Annotated in this window: 8 protein-coding genes; 5 read left to right on the top strand and 3 right to left on the bottom strand. The window is 37.8% G+C overall.

Annotated elements, in window-relative coordinates; genetic code table 11:
• Nucleotides 1-15 precede the first annotated feature (15 nt).
• Nucleotides 16-1248 carry a multiheme c-type cytochrome gene (locus Q0R88_RS11815; RefSeq protein ID WP_295716325.1) on the bottom strand — a complete coding sequence of 411 codons (1233 nt, stop codon included), beginning with the start codon at nt 1246-1248 and terminating at the stop codon, nt 16-18.
• 731 nt (nt 1249-1979) lie between these two features.
• Here Q0R88_RS11815 and Q0R88_RS11810 point away from each other — a divergent pair.
• A complete protein-coding gene (locus Q0R88_RS11810; protein ID WP_295716322.1) occupies nt 1980-3170 on the top strand; it encodes a DUF2264 domain-containing protein in 1191 nt (396 codons plus the stop codon).
• 63 nt (nt 3171-3233) lie between these two features.
• Here the strand turns inward: Q0R88_RS11810 and Q0R88_RS11805 are convergent, their stop codons facing one another.
• Both Q0R88_RS11805 and Q0R88_RS11800 read right to left on the bottom strand, forming a co-directional pair.
• Nucleotides 3234-3842 carry a hypothetical protein gene (locus Q0R88_RS11805; RefSeq protein ID WP_295716320.1) on the bottom strand — a complete coding sequence of 203 codons (609 nt, stop codon included), beginning with the start codon at nt 3840-3842 and terminating at the stop codon, nt 3234-3236.
• Between the two features lie 298 nt (nt 3843-4140).
• A complete protein-coding gene (locus Q0R88_RS11800; RefSeq protein WP_295716318.1) occupies nt 4141-4485 on the bottom strand; it encodes an RNA-binding protein in 345 nt (114 codons plus the stop codon).
• A gap of 680 nt (nt 4486-5165) precedes the next feature.
• Between Q0R88_RS11800 and Q0R88_RS11795 the strand changes: the two genes are divergently transcribed.
• From Q0R88_RS11795 to Q0R88_RS11780, 4 genes are all read left to right on the top strand, one after another.
• Complete coding sequence (locus Q0R88_RS11795; RefSeq protein ID WP_295716316.1) at nt 5166-6776, top strand: DUF6377 domain-containing protein; 1611 nt, start codon at nt 5166-5168, stop codon at nt 6774-6776.
• A gap of 566 nt (nt 6777-7342) precedes the next feature.
• On the top strand, nt 7343-10303 hold the full coding sequence (locus tag Q0R88_RS11790; RefSeq protein ID WP_295716313.1) for a SusC/RagA family TonB-linked outer membrane protein: 2961 nt from the start codon (nt 7343-7345) through the stop codon (nt 10301-10303).
• 10 nt (nt 10304-10313) lie between these two features.
• A complete protein-coding gene (locus Q0R88_RS11785) occupies nt 10314-11852 on the top strand; it encodes a RagB/SusD family nutrient uptake outer membrane protein (protein WP_295716310.1) in 1539 nt (512 codons plus the stop codon).
• Between the two features lie 72 nt (nt 11853-11924).
• A complete protein-coding gene (locus Q0R88_RS11780; protein ID WP_295716308.1) occupies nt 11925-15224 on the top strand; it encodes a VCBS repeat-containing protein in 3300 nt (1099 codons plus the stop codon).
• Nucleotides 15225-15229 lie beyond the last annotated feature (5 nt).

The following is a 15229-nucleotide window of genomic DNA, read 5'->3' as shown; positions in this document are numbered from 1 at the left end:
CCCGTTTTAGTTGAACTATTTCTTTTTATTTGATTCTTCGCCCTTTATAAAGGCTGCAATTTTTTGAGTTTCTTCGGGATATATTGCTATATGGTGGGTGCGCACTTCATAGGGTGGGTTCGTTTTATTATTAAGGGCTGTTAAACTGATTACGTGAGAAGCTTTTTGAGGCATATGGCAGTTGATGCAATATGTTTTGATAGCTGTGCCCAATTTGGGTGCAAGCTTGCAAAAGTTATGATTGGCTTCGCTATGGCAGTTAAGGCATTTTTGGGTAAACATTGCCATGCTTTTTTCCTGGTTTATATGCGGATTATGACACGTGCCACAATCCATATTGCTCATGATAAAGCATTTACTTGATGATAGCAGCGCATTTTGATTTCCATGTACATCAAGTGTAGGCGGGGTTGCTGTTGCAGCAAATGAATCAGAGCCTACAAACTTGTTTAACGTATCACCCATCTGGAAATCAAAAGTGGATCTTTGCGGTACCATTTTATTACCCGAATGGCAAACAGCGCATGCATCCATTTTTTGAGCCCGGGTTAAAGAGCGGTAAGTAGTAATATATTTCGCCTTTTTTTCATCAGGGTATTCGGTATGATAATTCACATGATTGGCAGCCGGCCCGTGGCAGCGCTCGCAATCAATACCATAAATGAGCGTTGTTTTATCAAACCCCAGTTCTTTGCTTTCGGGAGGAAGCTCGCTAATGTATGAGGTATGGCACTCCAGGCACTTCCTCAATATGGGCCTGTTGAAATTTACCCTATCGGGAATATAACCGGGGCTATTGGTCCATTGATGCATAGCACTGAAATAGGAGACAGGTAATTCAAATAACTGCTTTCCTTTCCAGTACAAATAAGTTTCGGCTTTAACACCTCCAACAGATATATCAAATGGTTCTGCCCCGGTTTGTTTCCCGTTTTGATATGCCACCTGGTATAAACTATCGCCACGTTTTTCCATGGCTACTTTAAGGCCGTAACCATAATCTAAAATGTTAAAACCCTTTAAAAAGCTGCCACCAATTGTTTGTAACGATGCCGGGCGCGAGGTTTTAAAATGAGCCGTGTGGATATAGGAATCATATTGGGCGCTATGGCATTTTACACAGCTTGCCGAACCTGCGTACACTTCTCCGCGTGGGTCTGTGGGTGTGCGGTTAAAGCATTGTGTTAAAATAAATGTTAATGGAATCAGTGATATCAGAACTAAAAAAAGTGTCCTTTTTTTAAGCATAGGTTTATTACTTGCTGTGTAGGTTTAAAATTGGAAAAGATTAAAAAAAAAGTATTTAAAATCCGTTTCAAGTTGCTTCAATAATTGAGCAAAGCAAATAGACATTATTGAAATAACGATAGTTTTTAGTTGATGTAGGCGATTTGTAGTAGTGTTTCCATTTGATTTGAGTATAACACAAACTTGAAGAAACGCAAGCTTACCGACAGAAAAGCCAAAGAAAGGAGGAAAGCATAAGATAGAGAAACAAACAGAGAGCGCTAAATAACTCCCCTTTTATTATTCAAATAAAAGCTAAAACTACTTGATGCAAAAGTATAGACCAATAACCAATAGTATTTGAACACAAATTACAGCCGAAAGTCTCTTAATGCCATTTATTTTGGATGGACCGAATATATATGCTGCCGAAGATAAAATATATACAGCGAGTGCCAAGCCTGCAACTATTATCAAATTTGGGCCTTCTGGGTCGTTGAAAAAGAAGAATAGCATTCTGGAGCAAATGATGGCCGTTACCGCCAACATTATTAACGAAATCTTTTTTGACTTGTAATATAGATTTGCAATGTTATTACCCATGTCCATAAGATGAGCGTTCTCACAAATATAATAATTTCACTGGAGATTGCTTAGTTGTGCCTTTTTCAGGGTATTAACTTTACTGCCTATATTTACGGGACTAATTCCACATCCCGGTTATGCCAAGTAAATTCTGCTGTTTTATTGTAATGCTATTTTCATCTGCGGGATTGTTTGCCCAGGCCCCGGTAAATGTTAACGCCGGTGTTAAGGAGCGGGAATACCTTATCAATACCTTGGTGCATATAGCCGACCCTGTTTTAACAGCCCTAAGCAAAAATGAGCTTAAGCAGCAGATACCTGTAGAGGCAAAAACGGCTGATAGGGGGGCCTATGTTTGTCTTGAAGCGTTTGGCCGTTTATTGGCCGGCATGGCTCCCTGGCTTGAGCTGGGCGCTGATAAAAGTGCCGAAGGAAAACTAAGGGGTAAATATATCACGCTTGCCAGGCTTGGCCTTCATAATGCAACTGATCCTAATGGCGCCGATTTTATGAATTTTAATAAAGGTGGTCAGCCTTTGGTGGATGCCGCTTTTTTAGCTCAGGCTTTATTGCGTGCACCCCGGCAGTTATGGGAACCATTGGATGTACAAACCAAAGCAAACATTATAGCGGCGTTAAAATCAACACGGGTTATTACGCCGGGATATTCAAACTGGCTGTTGTTTAGTGCTACCATTGAGGCAGCGTTAATTAAGTTTGATGATAACGGCGATATGATGCGGATTGATTATGCGCTGAAACAGCATCAGTTATGGTATAAAGGCGATGGCGCTTATGGCGATGGGCCCGATTTTCACTGGGATTACTACAATAGTTTTGTAATTCAACCGATGCTGTTAGAGGTGCTTCAAACTTTAAACCAGCTAAAGCACGATAAGGAACCAGATTATGCCTTAGCACTAAAACATGCGCAACGTTACGCTGCAGTATTAGAAAGATTTATCTCGCCGGAAGGTACTTATCCACCGCTGGGCCGTTCATTGGCCTACAGGTTTGGCGCATTCCAGCTTTTATCCAAGGTCGCACTGTTAAAAACTTTACCTAATGATATAAAACCACAGCAAGTAAGGGCAGCCTTGTACACCCTAATAAAAAGACAAATTGAGGCGCCCGGTACGTTTGATGCAAAGGGGTGGTTACAGATAGGGCTTTACGGCCATCAGCCCGAAATAGGCGAGGGGTATATTTCAACAGGCAGCCTTTATTTGTGCTCGCAGGCTTTCCTTATTCTTGGTTTGCCTGTATCTGACGAATTTTGGCAAAAAGCTGATGCGGACTGGACGGCAAAAAAAATCTGGAATGGTGAGGATGTTAATACCGATCATGCAGTGGATTAAACCTTGGATGAGTGCTTTTTTGTATTAACAAGGAAAGGCTGATAGTTTAGTGAGCCTTTATTACTAAAAAATAAAACCCGGTAGAGATAGCGTCTGGTAGTTTTCTTTTACAAGCGATTTTTGTTTTGCCTCTTCTATTTTGCTTTCTAACTCATTGCAGGTAAAAACAGCTACCCCTAATTCAACTTTATATTCAAACTGCAAGGATAAACTGGCCACGCTTGAATTCCAATTATAAATATCTGTGTAATTATCGGGTCGCTCAGTAAACTGACCGTAGCTTTTAATAAAATCGTCTAAAACTTTATAGGCGATAACTCTTTTAAAAAACAAGTAGATGTTAACGATTTTGCCTTTATATGTTCGGATTCCAATTAAGTCGAGCTTTAAACTATCGCCGATGGCTAACATATTGTCATCGTCATAAACATATTTTACGCAACTATCAACATCCGGTTTGTTATCACCATCAAGATATGCTAACCTATAAATTGGAAGGGTTGTTATATCTGCTCCAAGAGTGATATTTTTAAGGCCATTACAGAATTTTAAATATTCAATGGAGCCCGGCTTAAGTGATTGCGAACACGCGGGGAGGGGTTTGCAACATATTATTGCAAAGAATACTAACTTAAAATAAAAGTATGTTATGATAACAATATACCTTCGCATGTACCCCGATATTTATTAGGGTACAGTCGCAATCAAAATGCCGTATTTTTTAAATCAAGCTTGTTATCGTTTGTTTGTGTTAATAATTGAGAAAAAAAGCGAAAAATTGTAAACCTCTTATACGCTTTTTTTGTTTTTATTTATACTGACTGTCAGTGTGTTATTGACAATATGACGGATTTGGTGTGGCAGTTTTGCTACAGATGCCATTTCCTAAAACTGCAGACTAACGCGGTTCAAAAAAATAGTAAAGGTTGGCTATAACATCTGTAAGTTATCTTACTATTAAATGCTATAACTAAATAGTTCTTCTTGGTCTTTTGTTTCTTACGGCTTCTGCTGCTGGTTTTTTGAAACTATTAAAACCGAAAGCCTTTTTTGGCGGCGCCGGGCGAATTGCTGTTTCCTCGTTAATTTTAACATTTAAGGTTCTATCACCAATAGGGGTGCCATCCAATGCGTTTACAGCGTTTTCGGCGCCTGCACGATCTTTCATTTCCAGGAAAGCGTAGCCTTTGCAAATCCTGGTTTTTTTATCGCGCACAATTTTGATAGTACTTACTTCCCCGTGTAAGTTAATCATCTTGACAAGATCGAGTTCGGTCATGTCTAAAGGGAATCCCCCCACAAATAATTTTATCATTATAAGCTTTAATTCAGTTTAAAGTTAGTTGCAAAAACAACGACTATAGATTTTATTTTATTTCAATTAAATGGAATGAAAATAATTTAATCAAAGGTAAGGAGATAAAAACTACTTATGCACAAATTTCCGCAACATATATAATTCAAACCTTAAAATTATTGCGTGAGACGCCATTTAAGTGAGTTTTTTGATTATGACCGAACATATATCAAGTTACTTAAAAAAATTCCTTTCATTTTATTGGCATTATTTGTTTCCTTATCTATTTGATGTATTATATCCGCATTTGAATGTCTCAGAAACTTGTTGTTTTAATTTTATGAGGCGGTATTTGCACGCTAATTTTATTTAAACATAAATTAGGTAAGTGGTCAATAACTTTTACACTATTGTTTATATTTGAAAATATAAACCAGTAATTAAAATTATAATGAAATAAAAAATACCTTGGTCGTGGATGATTGATTAGGGATGCTTTTTAGTAACTCATGTTTGGTAAATTTTCTTTAAATTTAATAGCTGCTAGTAATTTTTTTGTGTTTTAATATTGATCAACTATTTTAGGTTTATGATCGATACATTTAAAACTAAACCTTATTTTCAAACAAAGCTTAAGAGCAATTTGATTGTTATTAATAACTACTTTGCTGTATAACCCTAATTGACTATCAATAAAGATGAAATATTATTTCTGCCTGATTTTTTTGCTGACAAGTTTTTCGGTGTTTGCCTTGAATACTACGGACAATTTGATAGATGAGTTGAAAAATGAAATAGCAAAAAAGAATGGCTACGATAACAATAAAGAGATACGGATAAAGAAGTTAAAACTTAATCTGTCACGCCTCTCAAAGGACGACTATGATGGTCAGTTTTATAACTGGAATAGCCTTTATAGTGAGTATAAATCATACCAGTTTGATTCGGCCTATGTTTACGTTGATAAAATGATATCATTAAGTAAGCTTAGGGGAGATAAACCCCGGGAGTATTACAGCTATGTAAAAATGGCTTTCATACTGTTATCATCGGGCATGTTTCATGAAGCATTTGATTTTTTACATAAAGTAGATGTAAAGGCTTTAAACAACCCGGCCCGGATAGATTATTATTTTTTTTTGGGCAGGTGTAATTACGATCTGGCAAATTATAGTAACGATAAATATTTTACCCCAAATTACATTGAAACGGGTAATAAGTTTATTGATTCGGCCATATCTTTTTGTGGCGACGACTATATAAGCCGAAATTACCTGTTGGGTTTGCAAAAACTCCAGGAAAAGAAATTTGAAGAGGGGAAAACCTGGTTTACTAAGCTTCTGGAAAACAAAACACCTATAACCATGCATTTAAGGGCAATGGTTTCGTGTTCATTAGGTACTATTTATTTAGAAAATAACCAAAAAACAGAAGGGCTCAACCTCATGATTCAATCGGCAATATCCGATATTAAATCTTCAACAAGGGAAACCGTTGCGCTTTATACCCTGGCCGAGATACTATATAAAGAGGGCAATATTAAAGATGCCTATAGTTTTATACAACTGGCAAAGGATGACGCTGATTTTTACGGGGCGCGCCAGCGAAAAATACAAATAGGTTCAATTTTGCCTGTAATTGCCGCCGCAGAACTTAATAATTCTGAGCATCAAAAAAATAGGTTCCTTGTTTTCCTTGTGATTATAACAGCGCTTGCATTGCTTGTGGTGTTTTTTATGCTCATGCTATTTAAGCAACTAAAAAAACTTAAAATAAAGGAACGGATAATTGAAGGCAACAATGTACAGCTGAGTGAGATCAATGGCAAACTAATTGAAGATGCCAAAATAAAGGAAGAGTATATAGGCCAATTTTTTAAAGCAATTTCGGGTTATATACTAAAGCTCGAAAACTTAAAAATATCTATTGATGCAAAGCTTTCTATGAAAAAGTATGATGCTATTCATCCCTTGATTGATAGTATTGATATAAAAAAGGAAAGAGAGAATTTATATTATAGCTTTGACCACATCTTTGTTAAGATCTTCCCCAATTTTATAAATGTTTTTAATAGCCAGTTTGATAAAAAAGATCAGATATGGCCACAGGAGGACGAAGTGTTAAATACCGATCTCCGGATATTTGCCCTCATTCGGATGGGAATATCTGACAATGACACAATTGCCAAAATACTGGAGTATTCCGTAAATACAATCTATGTTTATAAGATGAGGATAAAAGCCAAGTCATTGCATCCCGAGCAATTTGAACAATGCATTATGAATATTAAAGCTTTTGATTTTAATTGAGTTCTTAAAGGCGTTTAATGTGCTTTAAAGTTAAAAAAGGTCGTTTTTGAATTGGTTTAAAGTTTAAATTTTATTAAAAAACGGTAAAAAAAGATTATATTTTTTTTAAGTATTAAAAATTCAATTAATTGATTATCAGTTATTTAAATTTTAAAAACACTTAAATAATTTATATAAATATTAAAATTAATTGTTTAACCCTCAAATCATACCTGCCTGGTATTTTTCTCCATCTATTATAACTAAATTGCATTACATTTTAAGGTGTGATATTATAAACCATTACATTTTCAGCTGCCGTTATTAAAAAAACAACTCAGTTAAGCTTCATTTATAGGTGTTTAAGGGGGTGTGCTTTTGATAGATTTTTGTACTAATGTTTTTGATTTTCTCAGTCGGGAATATAAGTACATTAAGGTGTACGGGTGTTTTGAACTACCAGTATTAAACTTTAAAACTAAACCAATTAATAAACCAATTTCAACTAAATCTCAGTAATTATGCAATTTAAACACTTACTCAAAGTATGTTTGTTTGCTGTTGTCTATCTTTTTTCCGTGTCAGCTATGGCCCAGAATAAGATTATTACAGGTAAGGCAACTGACAAAAAAGATGGATCTCCTTTAATAGGGGTTTCTGTTAAAACATCATTAACCTCACCAGGGGGGGCTATAACCAACACCGAAGGAGAGTACCGCATCTCGGTTCCCGGGAACGCTACCGCTTTGGTATTTACCTACCTTGGTTATGTAAGCCAAACAGTTAACATTGGTAACCTTACTGCCGTTAACGTTAGCATGGAGGCATCCAGCAAAGCGTTAAATGAGGTAGTTGTAATAGGTTACGGAACACAGCGTGTACGTGATGCTACAGGTTCTGTGGCTTCTCTAAGTCCTAAAGATTTCAACAAAGGTGTTATAGCAACGCCAGATCAGTTACTACAAGGGCGTGTAGCCGGTGTACAGGTAACCCCATCAAGCGGCGAGCCTGGCGCAGGTGCAACTATTGCTATACGTGGTGCTGGATCTATACGCGCAAATGATAACCCTTTGTATGTAATTGATGGTATACCTATTGATCAAAGCGGTACAAGTGGTGGATATGGAGTTGGTGCCGGTAGCTCATCTGCACGTAATCCACTCTCTTTCCTTAATCCGGCTGATATCGAGAATATATCCGTTTTAAAAGATGCCTCATCTGCGGCTATTTACGGCGCACGCGGTGCAAACGGTGTAATTTTAATCACTACACGTAAAGGCCGTAAAGGCCAGGGCATACAGTTTTCTACTACTACCAGTGTTGCCAGTACTGCCAAACGCTATGACGTGCTTGGCAGTGATGCTTTCTTAAAAGCAGTTGCAAGCGTGGGGGCCAACGCTGGTCCTTCATCAAGTGGTGGTGTTGATTATGGGGGCAATACCGATTGGCAAAAACAGATTTTTCGCACTGCTATATCGCAAGGCTATAACCTTGGTTTTGGCGGAGCAAGTAACACCGGTAGTTACCGTGCTTCATTAGGGTATGATGACCAGCAAGGTACTGTAAAAAATTCTTCATTAAAACGCTTTAACGGTCGTATCAACGCTTCTCAATCTTTTTTTAACAGCAGGCTTAAGTTTGATTTACAATCAACTTATTCCAACGTAAAAGATCAGTTTGCGCCTATTACCAATAACGCCGGCTTTAATGGTAGTTTAATAGGTGCAGCTATACAATTGAACCCAACTGCTCCGGTATATGATGCCCAGGGCAGATTGTTTAATTTAAATGGTTATAATGATGCCGGATTTCCAACAGGCAACAGTTTCAGAAACCCGGTATCACTGTTAAACCAGATAGATGACAGGGATAATATTAACCGTTATTTGAATAACCTGACAATGACTTTGCAACTATTTGAAGGCTTGTCATACAAAGGGAATTTTGGTGCAGATATATCAAGAGGTTTAAGGAAAACTTTTTATGATCCCAAAGTTATTGGTTATACAGACGCGATTGGTATCAGGAATCAAAACTTCCCGTCTCCAACAGGCAATGGAACCGCCATTTATCAATATAATAAATTAACTAACTATACTACTGAGCATACTTTAAATTACGAGAAAAAATTTAATAATAATAGCTCAATTACTGCTTTAGTCGGTTATTCTTATCAAACATTTAAAAACTTTAGCCGCAATGAGTTTGGTTTCGGTACTTCACAACCGGGTGTATTAGTTAAAAACTATAACGATTTTAAAACTCACCTGGCTTATCCGGTGGGCGATAGCTCAAGCTATAAGTTACAATCATACTTTGCACGTGTTAACTACTCTTACAAAGATCGTTATATCTTGACAGGTACAATCAGACGGGATGGATCATCTCGCTTTGGAGCAAATCATAAATATGGTAATTTCCCCGCTCTTGCGGCAAAATGGCGTATAACCAGCGAAAGCTTTATGCCAAAAGACGGTTTCTTTGATGATTTGAGTTTGAGGTTAAACTACGGTAAAACTGGTAATCAAGAAATTCCGTCTTATGCATCGTTAGCTGTAAGCCAACTTGATTATCACGGTGCTAATCCACAAATATATCAGCAAAACGTTGATCTGAAATGGCAGGGTAATAGAACTTATGGTGCCGGTATCGATTTTTCGGTTATTAAAAGCCGGTTAACAGGTTCGGTAGATTATTTCAACAAATCAATCAGCGATCTGTTATTTTACCAGGATATTGCACAGCCCACCAACTCTCCCAAAATATACAAAAACCTGGATGGAGATGTTATCAATAAAGGTATTGAAGTTGGTTTAAACTTCGCTGCACTTCAGGGTGGTAAGTTTACCTGGGATATTAGTTACAATATGACCTTTATTAAAAACACATTAAAAAACTTTAAAAACTACATAGTTACAGGAAATATCGACGGACAAGGTTTATCTGGCGCTTATGCGCAGCTCATTACTAATGGCCAGCCACTGTACACATTTAATGTTCCTAACTTTGCAGGTTTTGATGCCAATGGATTTTCCATTTACCCACAAGGTATTGACGTTTCAACGTTACAAGGTAGCCCGAACCCTAAGTTTACAGCGAGTTTAACCAATAATTTTACTTATAAAAACTTTAGCTTGAGTTTCTTTCTTAATGGTGCAACCGGTTTTGTTATTTATAATAACACTGCTAATGCTTTCTTTTATAAAGGCAACCTTGTTAGTGGTCGTAACGTAACTAATGATGTAGCAGCATCTAAAGAGAATCCACTTAACTCAGGTGAGGTATCAACCCGCTTCCTTGAAAAAGGTGATTTTTTAAGATTAAGCAACGCTACAATTGGTTATACCTTCCCGCTTAAAGGCAGCAAAATTAAATCCTTGAGGGCATCTTTAACCGGTCAAAACTTATTTCTTATCACCAACTATTCTGGTTTAGATCCGGAAGTTAACACCGACAAACAAAGGTCTGATGTGGCTTCAAAAGGTATAGACTATACCTCGTATCCAAAATCACGGATATTCACCTTAGGCATAAACGCAAGTTTTTAAAATTACGAAAATGAAAAATATAATCTCACGAGTAACTATATGTAGCATTGTTTTTATGACCGCTGCAGGTTGCGCAAAATTGGATGAGAAACTTTATGGCTCAAAATCCATAACGTCGGCCGGTGCAGGTGCCGCCGAGCTTGGTGGTGTTTACTCACAGTTAAATGGTCAGGCCGATCAGGCAAATACTTACGCTTTACAAGAACATCCTACAGACGAAATGATGGGTCCTACCCGTGGTACAGACTGGGGAGACTTTGGTACCTGGCGTAAATTACATACGCACACCTGGACACCAACGCACAACCAGGTTAATGATACCTGGGATCAGTTAAACATAGGTGTATTCCGTGCAACGCAGGTTTTTACTAAAGCATCGGATATTAGTATTAAAGCTCAGGCAAGCTTTTTGCGTGCTTACTTTATGTTTCAGGTTGTTGACCTTTACGGTCAGGCACCATTCCGCGACCCTGATGCACCTTCCTCATCCATCCCGACTGTTATGAGCCGTACAGAGGCTACTGCTTTTATAATAAAAGACCTTGAGTATGCCGAAACCAATCTTCCAGCAACATCTGCTAATATTGGTGTTGCAAACAAGGTAGCTGCAGAGGCTCTTTTAGCAAAAGTGTATCTAAATAAAGCGGTGTATACCTCCACTACTGTAGGTGGCCCTTTTACATTTGCAAAAGCAGATATGGATAAGGTTATTGAATATGCCAATAAAATTACCGCAGCGGGTTATTCTCTTGAACCTGCCGGTAAATACTTTCAGGATTTTGCATGGGATAACTCAGAACAATCTCACGAAAATATTTTTGGTATATACAATACAACAACAAATGCCCCGGGTTCTGCAAAAAACCGCTGGAGGATGGGTTTACATTATAACCAAACACCTGATGGATGGAATGGCTTTACTACCCTTGCCGACTTTTATAAATCGTTTGAAGCAACTGACGAACGCCGTGGCGTTGCATACCCAGGCTTAACTGATAAAGTTGGTTTAAGGGCAGGTTTTGCTGTTGGGCAGCAATATGGTCCTAACGGTAAGGTTTTAACTCAGCGTAGTGGTAAACCACTTATTTTTACACCCGAAGTGGATCTTAACTTTTCTACTGAAGCTCAGGGTATCAGGGTGTTTAAATACTTTCCTCAACCATCTGCAAACAATACAGTTAATGATGATAACTCATCTAACGACTACGTAATTTTGAGATACGCGGATGTATTACTAGAAAAAGCCGAAGCTATTATGCGTGGCGGTACAGACCCGAGCGGACAAACGCCTTTGGTAATTGTAAACTTGCTACGTGTACCTCGTGGCGCAAGTGCTTTATCGTCTGTTGACGCTACAGTTATGCTTGCCGAAAGAGGCCGCGAGCTTTATTACGAAGGATGGAGAAGAAATGACCTGATCAGGTTTGAGAAATTTAACGATCCTGTTGATCAGCGTCCTAACAAAACGGATAAAACCAAAACCTTGTATCCTATCCCTCAACGTGCTGTGGATACAAATCCTAATCTTAAACAAAATCCAGGTTATTAATATATTGGGGTTTATTTGATTTATAAAAGAACGTAGCGGAAATTTTCCGCTACGTTTGTTTTTTCTAAAAGTATGATACTATCTAAAAAGTGGTTTTTCGTTTTTCCCTTACTTGTAATATTTAGCTGCAAAACCGGTAATGAATTTTCGTTATTCACACTTCAGGAAAATGATGAAACAGGTATAAATTTCGTCAATCAGTTAAATGATCAGGATCGTACAAACGTGTTTACCTTCCGCAATTATTACAACGGAGGTGGTGTAGCCATTGGCGATGTTAATAATGATGGACTTAATGATGTTTATCTAACCTCAAATATGGGGGGCAATCAACTTTATATTAATAAGGGCAATTGGAAATTTGAAAATATTACAGATAAAGCCGGAGTAAAAGGGACTAAATATTGGAGTACGGGGGCAACCATGGTTGATATTAATGGCGATGGCTGGCTTGATATTTATGTTTGCCATAGTGGTAACGCCCATGGTAAAGAAAAAGGAAATGAATTATTTATAAATCAGCATGATGGTACATTTAAAGAAGAAGCTGAAAAATATGGCCTGGTAGATAATGGATTATCGACCCAGGCCATATTTTTTGACTATGATAACGATGGCGATCTGGATTGCTTTGTGTTAAATAACTCTTTCAGGCCAATAGGATCATTTGATTTTAATAAGGATCTGAGGTCTGTTGTTGATGAATTGGGTGGAGCACGCTTGTATCGTAATGATGGCGGGCATTTTACTAATGTAACCCGGCAGGCAGGCATATTCTCCAGCGATATTGGTTTTGGTCTTGGCGTTTCTGTTGCTGATGTTAACCAGGATGGCTACCCGGATATTTATGTATCCAATGATTTTTTTGAGCGGGATTACTTATACATCAATCAAAAGGATGGTACTTTTAAAGAAGATATTCAAAATGAAACAGGTCACGTTAGCCTGGCTTCTATGGGCTCAGACATAGCCGACATTAACAACGACGGTCAGTATGATATTTTTACTACAGAGATGCTGCCCGAAGGAGATAAACGCCTTAAAAAAATGTCATCTTTTGAATCATATGACGTAATTAAAGCCAAACAATACGATGGTTATTATAATCAATACATGCAAAATTGCCTGCAGGTAAATAACGGCGATGGAACATTTTCTGAAACAGCTTTTTACTCGGGCATAGCCGCTACCGACTGGAGCTGGGGCGCGCTGATGTTTGATATGGATAACGATGGCTGGAAAGATATTTTTATATCTAACGGGATTTACAAAGACCTTACCGACCAGGATTATATCGAGTTTTTGGGCAATCGGGATAATATGGCAAAAATTGCCGAAGGGCGCAAGAAGTTTGATTTTAAGGATTTTACAGATAAAATGATTTCAACCCCTTTATCAAACTATGCTTACTTAAATAATCATAATCTCACATTCACCAATAAATCAGCCGATTTTGGTTTGGATAAACCGTCATTCAGTAACGGCGCCGCTTATGCCGATTTAGATAATGATGGCGATAACGATCTGGTGGTGAATAACGTAAATTCTCCTGTTTACATTTATAAAAGCAACGCCGAAAAAAATGGCAATCATTATATTCAATTAAAGTTAAAGGGCAATACTTTAAATAGCTTTGGGGTAGGTACAACTATTAAGGCTTTCATGAAAGGCAGCTCGCTTATTTACTATAACCAGCCAACCCGTGGTTTTCAAAGCTGTACATCACCCAATTTGCTAACTATTGGTATAGGTAAATTTAAACAGGTAGATTCAGTGCAGGTAATTTGGCCGGGAGGCAAATATCAGCTTTTGCAAAACGTTAAAGGCGATAAAGTTTACACTTGTAAACAAGCCGACGCTAACCTTACCTACAATTGGAGTAAGCCTGTTGTAAAGCCATTATTTACAGATGTAACCAAAGCTATTTTTGATAGCATACCAAGGCACAAAGAAGATGATTTTATCGATTTTGATAATGAACGCCTGATGCTGCAGATGTTATCAATCGAAAATCCATATATGGCAAAGGGTGATGTGAACAATGATGGTTTGACGGATTTTTATTTTGGCAGCTCAAAAAATGGCTTTGCTGCTATCTATATACAACAAAAAAATGGCAGCTTTAAACAAACCATTCCTGATGATTTAAAAAAACAGGAATATCTTGAAAACGCAGGCGCCGTATTTGGTGATTTTGATGGAGATGGCGATCAGGACCTCATCATCGGAGTAGGTGGTAACGCAGACGAAGCTGAGACGCCTGTATATAACCCCCGTTTTTATGAAAACGATGGTAAAGGAAATTTTCACCGCAATGCTGATAAAACTTTACATGCCGCAGTTAACGCATCGGTAATTGTATCCTGTGATTATGATGGCGATGGTCATCCGGATCTGTTTATTGGTGGCCGCAGCGTGCCCGGGCTTTATGGATGTTCGCCAAAATCATTTGTATTTCATAACGATGGCAATGGGCATTTTACAGATGTATCGGCACAGGTATTAGGTAAAAACACCAATCTGGGTATGGTAACAGCTGCCAAATGGGCCGATTTGGATAAAGATGGTTATGCCGACCTTGTGGTGGCCGGTAACTGGATGGGCATTAGGATTTTTAAAAATTTTAAAGGCCGGTTTACCGAAGATAAACAACTGGCTAATTACAAAGGCTGGTGGAGCAGTCTTGAAATTGCGGATGTTGATGGCGATGGAAATTTGGATATTATTGGTGGTAATATTGGCTTAAACTCCAAGTTCAGAGCATCATTTACCGAGCCTATGGAAATTTATATAAAAGACTTTGATAAGAACGGCACAAAAGAATGTGTTACTTCGATGTACAGAAGTGATAACGTTAAATATGTTTTTCATATGAAACCCGATCTTGTTGGCCAGCTGCCGATATTAAAGAAACGCTTTTTGAGGTATATAGATTACGCCGGAAAACCCTTTAATGAAGTATTTACAAATGATATGCTTGAAGGTGCCGAAAAACACGAGATGAACTTTTTAGCTTCGGCGGTATTTTTAAATAACGGCAAAAAATTCACCTGTAAACCTTTGCCTGCCGAGGCGCAGTTTTCAATGGTTAACACTATTTTATGTGATGATATTGATAATACAGGCCATATCAAAATAATATTAGGAGGCAACTTTTATGGCTTTAAACCAGAAGTAGGAAGGCTTGATGCAAGCCACGGCCAGGTTTATCAATATAATAAAAATGGGTTTAGCTACTACTCCCCATCAAAAACAGGGTTTGATTTAAACGGGCAGGTGAGGTCATCATTGGTTATTAAAAACATCATGGGTAACAAATATTACCTGTTTGGTATAAATAATCAACCGCTTAAGGCATATAAATTACGTTAATATTC

This window comes from Mucilaginibacter sp., from assembly GCF_025362475.1.
In the GTDB taxonomy this organism is placed as follows: Bacteria; Bacteroidota; Bacteroidia; order Sphingobacteriales; family Sphingobacteriaceae; genus Mucilaginibacter.
Note: the sequence above shows the minus strand (reverse complement) of the source record. Positions and strands in the feature narration are given on the sequence as shown.